The organism is Paraburkholderia sp. GAS348 (genome assembly GCF_050434205.1).
Taxonomy (GTDB): Bacteria; Pseudomonadota; Gammaproteobacteria; order Burkholderiales; family Burkholderiaceae; genus Paraburkholderia.
In genome coordinates, this window is sequence record NZ_JBNPVT010000003.1 from 209,199 (window position 1) to 223,364 (window position 14,166).

The following is a 14,166-nucleotide window of genomic DNA, read 5'->3' on the forward strand; positions in this document are numbered from 1 at the left end:
AGCTTCGCATGACGATTCTGGGCGCATTGATCATTCTGTTTCATCCGAGTGAAGAGCAGCTCGCGCGCGCGGTGGCGATGCGCTCGGCGTCTGATCGTTTGCTGGTGGTCGACAATTCGCCCTTGCCGGACGCGCGCGCCGCGATGATGCTGCGCGAGGCGGGCGTCGCTGTGCTGCATCACGGAAATCGCAACGGCATTGCCGGCGCCTTCAATTGTGGATTGAGTGCGCTGTTTGACGAAGGCGTGGATGCGGTCGCACTGTTCGACCAGGATTCCGAGGCGCCAGCCAGCTACTTCGCGGTGATGCGCGACCGGTGCGCGTCGATGAGCGGCCGGGCGTTTTTGGTCGGCCCGCGCATCTTCGATGAAAACGATCAACGCTTCCTGCCCGAGCTCGCGACGAGCGGCCTGGCGGTGCAGAGGCTGCCGATACAGGCCGACGCCGCGCTGCAGCGCTGCGCCTTTCTGATTTCGTCCGGCTGTGTCGTTTCGCGCGAGGCGTTCGCCCAGCTCGGCCGCTTCGACGAAGCGCTTTTTATCGACCACGTCGATACCGAGTACTGCTTGCGTGCACTGCTGCGCAATGTGCCGGTGTACGTGGTGCCGTCACTCGTACTGCTGCATCGGATCGGCTCGCGGCGCCGTCACAAACTGGGTTCCCTGGAATTGACGACGATGAATCACCCCAGTTTCCGCCGCTATTACAGCGCCCGAAACGCGATGCAGCTGGCGCTGCAATATGGCATGCGCCTGCCGGTCGCAATCGTGCCAAACGTGCTGACGCTCTGGCAAATCGTGCAGATCGTGCTGCTGGAAAAAGACAAGCTGGCGAAGCTCAAGGCGATTGCGCTGGGTCTTTTCGATGGGTTCTTCGGACGAATGGGGCCACTCGAACGGACGCGTCCGCGCCTCGCGGCCAACGTAGCTAAGACCGCTAAGGCGGCAAATGCGGTAAATGCGGTAAATGCGGCCGACTCGGCGAGGCTTGGCGAAATGAATACGCCGGTGGCAGGAGCGCGCGCGATGCCTCGTACCCGGCACTCATGAGGCGGCCTATGCGATTCCCTATGCCACGCGCCTTGCCGCTGCTGCTGCCATTGCTGCTGATTGCAGCGGCGCTGACTGGGTGCGTGAGCGATGCGGGCCTGCACGCAAATGTCCAGCCGCTCAAGCCATCCGCCGACGCGCTCGCACAGACCATCGGGCCAGGCGCGAACGGCGCATGGCCCGCGCCCGATTGGGTCAAGCGTTACCGTGATCCGCAACTGGATGAATTGTCCGCCGAAGCGTTGCAGAACAATCCCGATCTGCAGATCGCCAGGGCGAGGGTGGGCGCCGCGCAGGCGCAACTCGAACAGTTTGCTTCGCTCACCGGCCTCACCGGCACGGCGGGGGCGACAGTGAGCAAGGCCCGTTTGCCGCAGCCGGACGAAGCGGCCAACGTATCCGTCGGCGGCCAGCAGATTCCGGTGCAGTTGTTCAACGATCCGGTGGTTTCGCCGGCCGCGCTGTTCGCCGGCTTGAGCTACCAGCTCGACTTGTGGGGCAAGAATGCCGCGCTGACTGGCAGCCTGCTGTCCACGCGGGACGCGGCACGCATCGATGCGGAGCAGGCGCGGCTCACGCTAACGGTCGCGCTCGTAACGCTTTACTGCGAGCTCGACCGCGCCTTTGCGACGCAGGACATTCTGCTGCAAAAGCAACAGGCCGGGGATAGCGTCGATGCGGTGTTGCGCGAGCGTGGTGCGCGCGGCATCGATAACGCGTACGACTCGGCCGACGCCGCACTCAAGCGAAGCCGGCTCGCCTCGCAACAGGCGCTCAATGACGAACGCATCAAACTGACCGAGTTGCAGATCGGCGTACTCACGGGGCGCGGCGCGGAGCGGGGTTTGTCGCTGCATCGTCCGCACCTGGCCGCGGCTGCCGATGCGCCGATGCCCGCGCAACTGCCGGTCGACCTGCTGGGCCGCCGGCCCGACATCGTGGCAGCGCGGTTGCGGGCCGAAGCCGCGCTTGCCAACATCGACGCTACACGGGCGCAGTTCTATCCCGACGTGAACCTGGTGGCCTTTGCCGGGCTGACAGCCTTGACGCCCGCCGCGCTTTTCTCGCGCGCGGCGCTGACCGGTTCGGTGGGCCCGGCGATCTCCTTGCCGGTTTTCGACCGGACCCGGTTGCGCGCGCAACTCGGCGGCGATTACGCCAACGTCGACGCCGCGATAAGCCTTTACAACAAGACCGTCGACGAGGCGCTCGGCGAGGTCGCGCGCCAGCTGACCTCGTTGCGTACGGTCGATACGCTCGCTAGCGAGCAGACTCGCGCGGTGGAGGCGGCCTCACGCATCGTCGCGATCGCCGAGGAACGGCATCGCCGCGGAATCGGCATGCAGAAGGACGTGACGCTGGCGGACCTGTCCCTGCTCGACGAACGCGCGCAGCAAATCGATTTGCAGGGCCGCCGCAGAATGCTGCAGGTCGCGCTGGTCGGTGCGCTCGGTGGTGGTTTCGACGTACGCAAGGTGGCCGGCGCGCCGATCTCTCACTATCAGCCGACCTTTCCCTCTCACGCACGCATCACGGATACGCACTTCGATTGAATGCACAACGATAAACAGGCACAGCATGCCGCCGGCTGGACCCAGGGGCAGGCAAATCCGGCAAACATGGCAAACGTGGCTGGCGCGGCAAGCAGAGCGAGCGACGCGCACGATTCGAAACGGGCGGCGCGCCGGCGCCGCTTTGCCGTTTTCTTCGGCGTGGTGGCGCTCGCCGGCGTGGCGTGGCTGACGTATTGGGGTTTGAGCGCGCGCTTCTACGAAGAGACCGACGACGCCTACGTGGCGGGCAACATCGTGCAGATCGCCGCGCAGATACCCGGCACGGTCACCGATATTCTGGTGGACAACACGCGGCAGGTGCGCGCGGGCCAGCCGCTCGTCAAACTCGACGATGCCGAAGCAGCCGCCGCGTTCGCGCAGGCCAAAGCGCAACTGACGCTCGCCGTGCGGCAGGTGGCGAACGCGACGATCTCGCGCAAGCTCTACGTGCAATCGATCGACGCGCGCCGCGCCGAACTCGCGTTGGCGCAACGTGCGCTGGCGGCGCGCGATCATGCGTCGGTGGAAGTGGTGTCGCCGGAGGAATTGGCGCGCGCCCGCGAAGCGGTGGCCGTCGCGCAAGCGAACCTTGCCTCGGCGCAAGTCCAGCTCGACGCCGCCCGCGCGCTCGGCGGAAAATTTCCGGTCGAAGCCAGCCCGCCGGTTCTGCAAGCCGCCGCGCAAGTGCGGCTTGCTTATCGGAATCTGCAGCGCACCACCGTCGTTTCTCCCGTCGACGGCACGGTCGGGCAGCGTTCGGTGCAGATCGGCCAGCAGGTCGGGCCGGGGCTCGCACTCATGTCGATCGTTCCGCTCGAGCGCCTGTGGGTCGAGGCGAACTTCAAGGAGGGCCAGATTCGCAGCGTGCGCGTGGGGCAGCCGGTGCGCATCGTGTCGGATGTGTACGGCTCGCAAGTGGTGTATCAGGGGCACGTGGAGGGTTTCTCGGCCGGCACCGGCAGCGCATTTTCGATGCTGCCCTCGCAGAACGCTGCCGGTAACTGGATCAAGGTCGTGCAGCGCGTGCCGATCGTGATTTCGCTCGACCCAGTCGAACTCGCGGTGCATCCATTGCGGCTCGGCCTGTCGATGCAGGTGTCGGTGGATACGCATGTGCGCAGCGGCCAGTTGATTGGCAACGACACGCCGGCGGCCAGCCAAAGTACCCGCGTCCACGATAACGTTTCGCGTGACGCCGATACGTTGATCGCGCAGATCATTCGGGACAACAGTGATCGTGGCGGTGCTGCGGATTAGATCGGCGCTTCGCGCCACGGACATACTTTGGCTAGTTGCCCGGATCGATCACGGGTTTGTCCGGGTCCGCAAGCGTTTTATAGGGTAGTGAGGCTGCGTGCGGGTTGCTTGTGGTGTCGTCGATCACACGATCGACGTCCGCGGTTTTCGCGAGTTCCGCGAGGAAGGTCTGTTTGTCGAAGCCCGGCGCGACACAGCCTTGCACGTAAATAAAGCGGCGTTGCAGTGTGAGCCACAGCGTCGACTGTTCACGCCAGTGAGTGGCGTAGTTGATGTTGGCGAGACGCCGTTGGACCGCGTCGGCGATTTCCGCGTCGTAGAGGTACGCGTTCGACAGACGGCAACGGCCTTCCACCCAGCAGCTATTGCCGCGCTCGATCCGGTAATGGCTGTCGTCGAGCCATTCCTGCTCGGTTTCGAGCGGGCCTAAGGGCACCGGGCAGTCGCTGATTGCTTTGGATATCTGAAAGAACGGGTCGTGGCCGCGGTTGATGCGCTGCGCCTCGGCATAGGCATGCGTCGCGGCCATGCAGATCAGCAGACTCGCCAGTGGCGGTTGGATCAGGCGTTTCATCGTCTTGGGCTCCGGGATTGTGAGCGTAGGGTAGCCGGATCGACCGGTTTGATTCTCGACTGCATAGTGGAGATTATGCAGCGGTGGCTCAGGCCCTCACTGGCGCTTGCGACGATATTCGACGGCGAACTTGATCAATTCGGCCTGACCTTCGATATCGAGCTTGCGTTTCAGATTCAGCCGGTGCGTCTCTACTGTGCGCACCGACAGGTCGTTGCGTTGAGCGATCTGCTTGCTCGAGAGACCTTCCGCGAGCGCATCGAGAATATCTCGCTCGCGTGGCGTGAGCCGTTCGATGGGCGATTGCGTCGCCGATGCCTGAATCAATCGCGCGCCCAGTCCCGCGCTGAAAAACGTCTTGCCTTCCAGCACCGCGCCGATCGCCTGAATGATTTCGGTGGCGGGCGAGTCCTTGAGCACGTAACCGCTGGCCCCGGCGCGCACTGCCTGGGTCACGTACTCGAGATTGTCGTGCATGGACAGCATCAGCACGCGAATCGCCGGGAAGCGCTCATGAAACAGGCCGGCCAGCGCGATGCCGTTCATCCCGTTCATGCCGACGTCCATCAGCACCAGATGAGGCTCGTGGGTGGCGGCGAGCGCAAGCGCTTCCTGTGCATTGCCGGCTTCACCGACGATCTCGATGTTGCGCACGGCTTCGAGCCGGGCGCGCAAACCGTCGCGCACAAGCGGGTGGTCGTCGATCAGAATCAAACGTGCGACGGCGAGTGACATGTCGTTCATAGTCAGATTTCCTGCATGGCCGGCGATTGAAGCGCAGACGCGACCATTGGCACGCGCGCGGTCACGATCGTATGACCGGCTTGCGAGCTGAGCGACAGCTTGCCGTCCAGTGCGTCGAGCCGTTCGCGCATATTGCGCAGGCCTACACCCGCGCGCGGACTGACGAGTGCGTGCGCCACGTCGAAACCGCGCCCGTTGTCCGAGATTGTCAGCGTGACGGCGTCGTTCGACACTTCCAGCGATAGCGCCGCGCTGGATGCATGTGCGTGCCGCACGATATTCGTCAGCGCTTCCTGAGCGATACGGAACAGCACGGTGTTCACGGCTTCCGGTAAGGACGCTGCATGCGTGTGGGCGATCTGCGTAAATCCGATCTGAATGCCGGACTCGTCGCTCAACTCGCGCGTGAGCTGCTCCAAAGCGGCGGCTACGCCGAGGTCATCGAGCATCGACGGACGCAGTGCGTGAGAAATGCGGCGCACTTCACGCAAGGTATCGCCGATGCGCGCAATGCTCGTGGATAGCGCGGCTTCCGCTGCAGGCACGCGCACGTCGCTGCGTTCGAAGCGCGCCAACGCCGATTCGAGCAGCAGCTTCACGGAGACCATCATCTGGCTGATGCCGTCGTGCAATTCACGCGACAGGCGCGCCCGTTCGTTTTCCTGCGATTCGACCACCTGCTGCGCGAGCCGCTTCAGCTTCGCATCGGCGCTGCGGTATTCGGTGACGTTGAGCACCAGCGCACACAAGGCGATCACGGCGAGCCCGGCGAGCGCGATGGCATCGATCCACTGCATGGTGCGATCGATGTTGGCCGCCGCGCCCTGATCGATGTGAGCGAGTGTGGTGTCGACATCGTCGAGATAGATGCCGGTGCCGATCATCCAGCCCCAGCGTTCGAGCGGCACCACATAGCCCAATTTCGATGCGAGCTTGCCTGTCGACGGGCGATGCCATACGTAGCGCACATAACCGCCGCCGCCCGAGGCCGCGGCGAGCAGTTGCTGGATCGTCGGCGCGCCTTGCGGATCGCGCAGCGCCCAGAGGTCGCGTCCGACGAGGTCCGGCTCGCGCGGATGCATCAGCGAACGGCCGTGCATGTCGTAGACGAAGAAGTAGCCGTCCTTGCCGAAATCCATTTTCTGGAGGATGTCGAGCGCACGGGTGCGCAGCATCGTATCGTCGCGCGCGTTGTCGCGGCCGGCGTTGTAGAGCGGGGCGATCGCCGTGGTCGCGAGCTCGACGTAGTGTTTGAGTTCGATTTCCTTGCTGGCCATGTATGCGGCCTGAGTGGTCGCGTGCTGCGTTGCGGCGAGCGCCGTGGCTTCCCGGCGCACGCCGGTTTCAATACTGGCGATGGCCGCCAGGAAGGGCACGATCGCCAGCAGGACAATCTTTGCTTTGAGTTTCATCGTAGACAGGACGGCCGACGGGCTACGTAGTATTACGTAGCCGGCTTACGTAGTTGCGCGCTTGTGAGGAGGCTTACGAAGGCGAATACTACATCCCCGCGGCGTAGCGCGCCTTCTGGCGTGCGTTGTTGCGGCGCGCATTGCAAAAAGCAAACTCCGGTTTTGCCGTCTAATATCAGGTAACCGGTGTTCCGCGTGTCCGGCTACAAGTCATAGCGCGCGGTTTCAATAATAGACTTAGGAGAAGTTCATGGAGACCTCCCCATCTTCCGGCCGTTCTTGGCTATGGCTGATCTTGCTGATCCCGTACATCGCGTTACTGTGGTTGCCGTTCTATAACGACACGCGCCCCTCGTTCGCCGGTTTTCCGTTCTTCTACTGGTATCAGTTCTTGTGGGTTCCGTTGACCTCGCTACTGATTTACGTTGTGTACCGAGGTGTCAAATGAGCGATGTCAATCCTGTGAACCCGGTCGCAATGACCGTCTTTATCGCGTTCTTTGTTCTCGTCACCGTGATCGGTTTCTTTGCCGCGCGCTGGAAGCGGGGCGACCTGACGCAATTGCATGAGTGGGGCCTGGGCGGCCGCCAGTTCGGCACGGTGATTTCGTGGTTCCTCGTGGGTGGCGACTTCTATACCGCCTATACCGTGATCGCGGTCCCCGCACTGGTTTATTCCGTGGGCGCGTATGGTTTCTTTGCGCTGCCGTATACGATCATTGTCTATCCGTTCGTGTTCGCGGTGATGCCGAAGCTATGGAAGATCGCCAACGCGAAGAACCACATCACGGCAGCGGACTATGTGCAGGGTGAATACGGCGGCAAGTGGCTTCCTGCTGCGGTCGCAATCACGGGTATCGTCGCGACAATGCCGTATATCGCGCTGCAGCTCGTGGGGATGCAGGTGGTGATCAAGGGGCTCGGCGTGACCGGTGAAATGCCGCTGATCGTCGCCTTCGTGATTCTTGCGTTGTACACCTATGCAAGCGGCTTGCGGGCGCCGGCGATGATCGCGTTCGTCAAGGACATCATGATCTATATCGTCGTGATCGCGGCGATCTGGCTGATTCCGGTGAAGCTTGGCGGCTATGCGCATGTGTTCGATGCGGCCGATACGTATTTCAAGGCCAAGGGCGGCGCAACCGGGATCATTCTGAAACCGACGCAGTTCACGGCGTATGCATCGCTTGCTTTGGGTTCGGCGCTGGCGGCGTTCATGTATCCGCATACGATGACGGCGGTGTTGTCGTCCTCGTCGGCTAACACAGTGCGCAAGAATGCGATTTTTCTGCCGGCGTATACGTTGTTGCTGGGGCTGATCGCGTTGCTCGGCTATATGGCGATTGCGGCTGGCGTGCATGTGAAGTCGGCGTCCGATATGGTGCCGGCGCTGTTCAACACGCTGTTCCCGTCGTGGTTCGTCGGTTTTGCGGCCGCGGCAATCGCGATTAGCGCGTTGGTGCCCGCCGCGATCATGTCGATTGGCGCGGCTAATCTGTTCACGCGGAATTTGTGGCGGCCTCTCGTTTCGCCGGATATTACGCCTGAGGCTGAGGCTTCGACCGCGAAGATCGTTTCGCTGGTTGTGAAGTTTGGTGCGCTGTTGTTTATTGTGTTTCTGCCGACGCAGTATGCGATTGATTTGCAATTGCTGGGTGGGGTGTGGATTTTGCAGATTTTCCCGGCTATTGTGTTTTCTTTGTACACGCGACGGCTGAATACGACGGGGCTGTTTCTCGGGTGGCTTGTCGGGATCGTGTTAGGGACCGGGCTGGCTATTTCGCAAGGGCTCAAGCCGGTGTTCGCTTTGCATATCGGTGATGCTGTCTATCCGCTGTATATCGGACTGATCGCGTTGGCCGCTAATATTGTGATTAGTTTTGTTGTGTCGGTTTTGTCACCGCGGAGGGTTGTGGCTGCTGTTTGACGTTGGTGTCTGGATGGCTGGCGCCGTATGTCTGTATGCCTGCGGCGCTGGCCTTTCCTTGATCTGGCTCTTTGGCCTTTCCTTGATTTCTTATTGGTCTATTAGTGTCGCCCCTGTGCGGGGCGGGCACCTACTTTTCTTTGCCTGCCGCAAAGAAAAGTAGGCAAAAGAAAGCGGCTCGAACCCCCTGCTAAGCGGGTCCCCCGCACAGTTGCGGTAGTGGAGCATCTGGAATCCGTGTTCTCGCACATTCGGCGCGAGTGACAAGGCAGTCATACCTCCGGCGGCGCTGCGCGCGCCGACTTCAACAGTCCGTGGAAAAGCAAATATTCGCCAACTGGTTAGTCCATCGAATTGAGTTCCGGTAGTTCTTTATCCATTGTGGTCAGTCGTTGCGGCTGCAACTAGTCGTGGGCATTTGCGGATTGCGTAATCGAGGAAATCGCTGTGTGACCGGCCTATTCAAAATGCATGGAGTGACATTTTTTCCAAGCGGTCTGCTAGCATGGCAATCAATTTGTAACTGTAAAGACTGCCGGTTCGGGCGCCCCAAGCTGTGAACCGGCTTCTCGTCAGTTCATGAATCCCAGCAGCGACAGCGACTCATCCGGAGATGCAAGGAGCATGCGGAACCTGAATTTTGCTGTGACCGGTAGGCTGGCAATCCAGGCCGCCTCCTGCATTGCCGGTCTCGGACTTCTGTTCGCGTCCAACGCGGCTCACGCTCAGGAGTTTTCGCTTTTCGGAGGGGGTTCGCGCGCGGGCAACACAAACACCTATACGTGGGCGTTCAATTATCAGGAAGGGCTCGGGCAATACTTTGCCGCGAGCTTCACGTGGCTCAATGAAGGACACATCCCCGACCATCATCGCGACGGCCAGATGATCCAGCTATGGGGCCGCATTCCCGTTGGGCGCCCGCAGTTCGTCCTGCAGGCGGGCATCGGCCCATACCGTTACTTCGACACCACCACGGCCGTGCAAGGCGGAAGTTATTCGGACACGCACGGCTGGGGTGTCGTGTACAGCGTGCGCGCCGCGTACTACGCGTCGAGCCGGTGGATCACCCAGTTGCAGTTGAATCGCGTGCATGTGCAACGCGGGCCGGATGCGACAAGCGTGATGTTCGGCGTCGGCTATCAGCTCGATGCCCCGGGCACCCCCGGTCCGCGCGACTGGGCGAGCGGCAGCACGCACAAGGTCACCAACAACGAAGTGGCGGTCTACCTCGGCGAAACCATCATCAATTCCACCAGCTCGCCTACCGCGCCGGGCGGCGCGATCGAGTACCGGCGCGGCCTCGCGAAATACCTCGACGTGACGCTCGGCTATCTGCACGAAGGCAGCAGCAAGGTGTCGCGCCGCGACGGTATCACAAGCCAATTGTGGGCGACCCGCGCGTTCCTCGATGACAAAGTCACGCTGGCGCTCGGCGTCGGCACCTACTACGCGATCAACGAAAACGAGAACAGTCTTACGCCGGGGCCAGGTGCCGGGAAATTTTCGGGCCTCGTCACGATCGCGGGCTCGTATCGCCTGACCGATCATTGGGATGCGCGGATCGAATGGAACCGTGTCGTGACACGCTATGATCGCGATTCAGATGTGATTTTCGGCGGTGTGGGCTACCGTTGGTGACGGCTCACCGTGCCCGCAGAAGCAGTCTTCTAGAACCGATAGTAAAGATTCATACAAAAACCGGAGAAGAGCATGAAAGCCAGCACCATCGCCGAACGGGAGGCCCGTGGCCGTGCCGCCCGTGAGCACTCGAAACGTTCGAGCCATCGCACGGTAGGCGAATTGCATCGCAACCCAATCGAGTTGCTTAAGCGAAGCAGCGAGGGGCGGGTCGAAAGGCTCGTGCCGCTGCGCTACGGGCGCATGTCGGTGTCGCCGTTCACGTTCTTTCGCGGGACCGCGATCATTCAGGCCCATGACCTGAGCCAGATTCCCGACACCGGCCTCACCATGCCGATTTGCGGCGACGGCCATCTGATGAATTTCGGTGGATTCGCGACGCCCGAGCGTCAACTCGTATTCGATCTGAACGACTTCGACGAAGTTGCAACGGGTCCTTTCGAATGGGACCTGAAACGCCTGACCGCGAGCCTCGTGGTCGCCGCGCGCCACATGCGCTTGAGCCGCGGCACGGCGGAGCATCTGGTGATGACCGCCGTCACCGAATACCGCGACCGCATGGCGCAGTATGCGCAGTGCGGCGCGCTCGAGCTCTGGTACGACCGCATCACCTTCGACCGCATGGCGGAAACCGCACTGAGCCCCGAACGCCGCCGCATCGTGCGGCGCGGCATGGAAAAGGCCGCGAGCCGTACTCACGAAAACCTGATGGAAAAGATGGCCGATTTCGACGGCGACCGCTGGACGATCCGCGACGCGCCGCCGGCGCTGTTTCACGTGCTGGGCGCGAACACGCTGTTCACGCCGGAAGAAACCGAAGCATTCAGGGGCGCCAACTGGCGCAAGATGCTCGAACGCATGTGGGGCGAGTATCTGAAGACGATGCCGCACGACCGGCGCGAGTTGCTCGCCCATTTCACCGTGCAGGATATCGTGTTCAAAGTGGTGGGCGTTGGCAGCGTCGGCACTCGCTGTATGGTTGTGCTAAGCGTGGATCACATGGGCAAGCCTTTGTTTCTGCAACTCAAGGAGGCGCGGCCGTCGGTGATCTCCCAGTACTACAAGTCGCCGGCCATCAAGCACGAGGGCGAGCGCGTCGTGCAAGGGCAGCGCGTGTTGCAAGCCGCGAGCGACATCTTTCTCGGCTGGGCGAACGGTCCGTTAGGGCGCCATTTCTACTTCCGGCAACTGCGCGACATGAAACTGTCGGCGAACATCGAGTTGTTCGATACCGACCTGCTGGAAGGTTACGCGAAACTTTGCGGCTGGATCATGGCGCGCGCGCATGCCAAGGCGAGCGGCCAGGCGATCGAAGTCAGCGCGTATATCGGCCGCGGCGATCAGTTCGCGGAATCGCTCACCGGCTATGCCTGCAGCTACGCGGACCAGGTGGAACGTGACTACGACGTGTTCCTGAAAGCTTGCCGAAACGGCGAGCTCGAGGCGCGCACGGACGAAGACATGGCGGCGGATTTCCGCGTGTAACAGTTAGTCGCGCTTGAGCTGCGTTTGAGTTGCGCTTAAACCGCGTTTGAGCCGCGTTCGAGTTGCGTGAGCAATGTTTGCGTGGCTCGCCGAGTGCCGGGCGGGGTGGCCGGCACTCGCGGGAAGGGGGGGCGGCTCAGTCGTCGATACGTGCTTCACGCAGCGTAACGAAGCGCAAGTGCTGCCGGCGGGCCGCGTCGATCACGCGCGGCAGGACGGCAAGGATCAGCGGTTTGCCCTCGATGGTGAGCGCGGCATTGCCGTCGTGCAGCAGCAGAATGTCGCGCGGCGCAAGGCCGTTAAGCAGCCGATGCGCGACCAATTGCGGATCGCGCTCGCGCGTGTCGTAGCCGCGCCGCGTCCACGCCGCGAGCCGCAAATCGAGTTTGCGCAGCACGGGCTCGAGAAAGAGGTTGCGCAACCCCGCCGGGGCGCGGAAGAACAGCGGCCGCTCGCCGCTCACTGCTTCGAAGGTGCGCTGCGCCGCGTCGATCTCGCGCGTGAGCGCGCCCGGAAACGTGACCGAAAACGTGTGCACGTGAACCTGCGAATGGTTTTCCAGCGCATGCCCGCGTGCGACGATTTCGCGTGTGAGCTCCGGGTAACGTTGCGCTTTCGCGCCGATACAGAAGAAGGTGGCGCGCACGTCGAAGGCGTCGAGCAGATCGAGCACCTGTGGTGTGACGACCGGATCGGGACCGTCGTCGATGGTCAGTGCGATCGCGTCTGCGTTGTGCGCGCCAACAGGCAGGCGTGTCCAGTTCGGGCCTAGCAGCGTGGTGCGCGGCAACAGTCCGGCTACCGTGAAAATAGCGTGATTCGCGAAAATCGCGGCCAGCCACCACGGCCACGCGGCGGGCGCCAGCAGCCATCCGGCCAGCACGAATACGTGCCAGGCGGCGGTCGCAGGGAGCATCGCGGGATAGCCGGTGCGCGGCCAGCGGCGCGGCGGCACGGCGTCACCGCCTTGTGGCGGCGTGGAGAGTTCGTTCATTAAGCGTGCTTCCTGTCTTCCTTCCTCCGTCCTGGGAAGGTCTTGAATCGCGCGCGCGACGCGCAACGGCAAACGATACCATTGATGCGTCGTTCGACGCGGCCGCGGACATGAACGGCAAATAATGAAAGCAGGTTGAAAGACGTCATGCCTGGCGACGGTCGCGCCCTTGCATTTGTGGTGGACAATCCGCTGTTGTATGGTGCTAAGGCCAAAGAAACGGAGCAGGAGACGCGCTGTGACAGGAACGGGAACCAAGAAAGTGGCGCTGGTGACGGGCGCGGGCAGCGGCATCGGCCGGGCTTGCGCGCTCAAGATGCTGGAACATGGCTATAGCGTTGTCCTCGCCGGCCGTCGCCAGGCGCCGCTCGACGCCGTGGTCGAAGAAGCGCAGCAACTGGGTGGCGACGCGCTCGCCGTGGCCTGCGACGTGACGGATGCCGGCAGCGTCGCCGCGCTGTTCGACACGATCCGTGCGCGGCGCGGCCGGCTCGACGTGCTGTTCAATAACGCAGGCCGCAACGGCTCCCCAGTCGATATCGACGAACTCGATATCGACGAATGGCGCTCGGTGGTCGACACCAATCTCACCGGCGTGTTTCTTTGCACACGTGCCGCATTCGGTCTGATGAAAACGCAGACGCCGCGAGGCGGCCGCATCATCAACAACGGCTCGATTTCCGCGCATGCACCGCGGCCGAACAGCATTGCCTACACGGCGACCAAGCACGCGATTACCGGCATCACGAAAGCCGTTTCGCTCGACGGCCGCCAATACGACATCGTGTGCGGGCAGATCGACATCGGCAATGCCGCAACGGAAATGGCGGAGCGGATGGCGCGCGGCGTGCCGCAGGCGAACGGCGAAATTGCGGTCGAGCCGTTGATGGACGTGCAGCACGTTGCCGACGCGGTGCTGCATATGGCGGAATTGCCGCTGTCGGCGAATGTGCAGTTCATGACTATCATGGCGAGCAAGATGCCGTTCGTCGGCAGGGGCTGAGCACGGCGCAGCGTTCACGGCGAGAGCGGGTTGAAGGAAAGGGCTTGGGGCGTGAATTGAAGGCGCGGATTCAGGTCGCGGGTTGATGTCGAACCGCTGCAGCGCGCATCGCGGGAGATCAACTTATACTGAGCGCTTCCCGCCTTTCGAAAAAGCGATTCGCCGTGCCCCGTGCCTCGCCCAAGGACGACCTGCAGCCGGTGCCGCCCGTGCAGCCCGACCTCGACGATTGTTGTCATAGTGGCTGCAATCCGTGCATCTTCGACCTCTACGATGAAGCGTTCGAGCGCTATCGATCAGCGCTCGCCGAGTGGCAGGCGCGGCAGGTGGCGCGAGCGGTGCAAACGGTGCAAACGGTGCAAACGGTGCAAACGGTGCAAACGGTGCAAACGGTGCAAACGGTGCAAACGGTGCGCACGGCACATGCGCGGCAGAGCAAATCGCGCACGCGCCGCTGAACGGTCGACCTCGTCGGACCTTGCAGTTTACGAACCTTGTTGAAACACTGGGTGTTGCAATGACCGGTCGAAT

Annotated in this window: 12 protein-coding genes and 1 pseudogene; 9 read left to right on the plus strand and 4 right to left on the minus strand. The window is 62.4% G+C overall.

Annotated features, from left to right (window positions below):
• Nucleotides 1-8 precede the first annotated feature (8 nt).
• From P3T22_RS06380 to P3T22_RS06390, 3 genes and pseudogenes are all read left to right on the plus strand, one after another.
• Nucleotides 9-905, plus strand: a pseudogene (locus P3T22_RS06380) (glycosyltransferase family 2 protein); the annotation flags it as partial.
• A gap of 152 nt (nt 906-1,057) precedes the next feature.
• Nucleotides 1,058-2,602 (plus strand): efflux transporter outer membrane subunit, encoded by a 1,545-nt coding sequence (locus P3T22_RS06385; RefSeq protein WP_429324539.1) that lies wholly within the window; start codon nt 1,058-1,060, stop codon nt 2,600-2,602.
• A 66-nt stretch (nt 2,603-2,668) separates the two neighbouring features.
• Nucleotides 2,669-3,859 carry an efflux RND transporter periplasmic adaptor subunit gene (locus P3T22_RS06390; RefSeq protein WP_429324692.1) on the plus strand — a complete coding sequence of 397 codons (1,191 nt, stop codon included), beginning with the start codon at nt 2,669-2,671 and terminating at the stop codon, nt 3,857-3,859.
• Nucleotides 3,860-3,890: 31 nt separating this feature from the next.
• Here P3T22_RS06390 and P3T22_RS06395 read toward each other — a convergent pair whose 3' ends face one another.
• The 3 genes from P3T22_RS06395 to P3T22_RS06405 form a co-directional block, all read right to left on the minus strand.
• Nucleotides 3,891-4,433, minus strand: coding sequence for a hypothetical protein (locus P3T22_RS06395; protein WP_429324540.1), 543 nt, complete (start codon nt 4,431-4,433; stop codon nt 3,891-3,893).
• A 96-nt stretch (nt 4,434-4,529) separates the two neighbouring features.
• Nucleotides 4,530-5,177, minus strand: a complete 648-nt coding sequence (locus tag P3T22_RS06400) for a response regulator (protein ID WP_063499912.1) — start codon at nt 5,175-5,177, stop codon at nt 4,530-4,532.
• A 2-nt stretch (nt 5,178-5,179) separates the two neighbouring features.
• Nucleotides 5,180-6,589 carry a cache domain-containing protein gene (locus P3T22_RS06405; RefSeq protein WP_429324541.1) on the minus strand — a complete coding sequence of 470 codons (1,410 nt, stop codon included), beginning with the start codon at nt 6,587-6,589 and terminating at the stop codon, nt 5,180-5,182.
• 250 nt (nt 6,590-6,839) lie between these two features.
• Between P3T22_RS06405 and P3T22_RS06410 the strand changes: the two genes are divergently transcribed.
• From P3T22_RS06410 to P3T22_RS06425, 4 genes are all read left to right on the plus strand, one after another.
• On the plus strand, nt 6,840-7,037 hold the full coding sequence (locus tag P3T22_RS06410) for a DUF3311 domain-containing protein (RefSeq protein ID WP_063499910.1): 198 nt from the start codon (nt 6,840-6,842) through the stop codon (nt 7,035-7,037).
• Nucleotides 7,034-8,515 (plus strand): monocarboxylate uptake permease MctP, encoded by a 1,482-nt coding sequence (mctP, locus tag P3T22_RS06415; RefSeq protein WP_063499909.1) that lies wholly within the window; start codon nt 7,034-7,036, stop codon nt 8,513-8,515. The genes P3T22_RS06410 and mctP overlap by 4 nt, the downstream gene beginning before the upstream one ends.
• A gap of 624 nt (nt 8,516-9,139) precedes the next feature.
• Entirely contained in the window at nt 9,140-10,153 is a 1,014-nt protein-coding gene (locus tag P3T22_RS06420) for a hypothetical protein (protein ID WP_429324542.1), read from the plus strand.
• A 72-nt stretch (nt 10,154-10,225) separates the two neighbouring features.
• On the plus strand, nt 10,226-11,638 hold the full coding sequence (locus P3T22_RS06425) for a DUF2252 domain-containing protein (RefSeq protein WP_429324543.1): 1,413 nt from the start codon (nt 10,226-10,228) through the stop codon (nt 11,636-11,638).
• 136 nt (nt 11,639-11,774) lie between these two features.
• Here the strand turns inward: P3T22_RS06425 and P3T22_RS06430 are convergent, their stop codons facing one another.
• On the minus strand, nt 11,775-12,632 hold the full coding sequence (locus P3T22_RS06430; protein WP_429324544.1) for a polysaccharide deacetylase family protein: 858 nt from the start codon (nt 12,630-12,632) through the stop codon (nt 11,775-11,777).
• 238 nt (nt 12,633-12,870) lie between these two features.
• Here P3T22_RS06430 and P3T22_RS06435 point away from each other — a divergent pair, with 238 nt between their 5' ends.
• Both P3T22_RS06435 and P3T22_RS06440 read left to right on the plus strand, forming a co-directional pair.
• The gene (locus P3T22_RS06435) at nt 12,871-13,635 is read left to right on the plus strand and encodes an SDR family oxidoreductase (protein WP_148662366.1); all 765 of its coding nucleotides are present in this window, start codon (nt 12,871-12,873) and stop codon (nt 13,633-13,635) included.
• Between the two features lie 164 nt (nt 13,636-13,799).
• On the plus strand, nt 13,800-14,093 hold the full coding sequence (locus P3T22_RS06440; protein WP_429324545.1) for an oxidoreductase-like domain-containing protein: 294 nt from the start codon (nt 13,800-13,802) through the stop codon (nt 14,091-14,093).
• Nucleotides 14,094-14,166: the final 73 nt, after the last annotated feature.

Excerpts from the sequence above, each read along its gene's own strand:
- P3T22_RS06385 (WP_429324539.1), top strand. The coding sequence starts at position 1,058 with ATGCGATTCCCTATGCCACGCGCCTTGCCGCTGCTGCTGCCATTGCTG.
- P3T22_RS06390 (WP_429324692.1), top strand. The coding sequence starts at position 2,669 with ATGGCAAACGTGGCTGGCGCGGCAAGCAGAGCGAGCGACGCGCACGAT.
- P3T22_RS06395 (WP_429324540.1), bottom strand. The coding sequence starts at position 4,433 with ATGAAACGCCTGATCCAACCGCCACTGGCGAGTCTGCTGATCTGCATG.
- P3T22_RS06400 (WP_063499912.1), bottom strand. The coding sequence starts at position 5,177 with ATGAACGACATGTCACTCGCCGTCGCACGTTTGATTCTGATCGACGAC.
- P3T22_RS06405 (WP_429324541.1), bottom strand. The coding sequence starts at position 6,589 with ATGAAACTCAAAGCAAAGATTGTCCTGCTGGCGATCGTGCCCTTCCTG.
- P3T22_RS06410 (WP_063499910.1), top strand. The coding sequence starts at position 6,840 with ATGGAGACCTCCCCATCTTCCGGCCGTTCTTGGCTATGGCTGATCTTG.
- mctP (WP_063499909.1), top strand. The coding sequence starts at position 7,034 with ATGAGCGATGTCAATCCTGTGAACCCGGTCGCAATGACCGTCTTTATC.
- P3T22_RS06420 (WP_429324542.1), top strand. The coding sequence starts at position 9,140 with ATGCGGAACCTGAATTTTGCTGTGACCGGTAGGCTGGCAATCCAGGCC.
- P3T22_RS06425 (WP_429324543.1), top strand. The coding sequence starts at position 10,226 with ATGAAAGCCAGCACCATCGCCGAACGGGAGGCCCGTGGCCGTGCCGCC.
- P3T22_RS06430 (WP_429324544.1), bottom strand. The coding sequence starts at position 12,632 with ATGAACGAACTCTCCACGCCGCCACAAGGCGGTGACGCCGTGCCGCCG.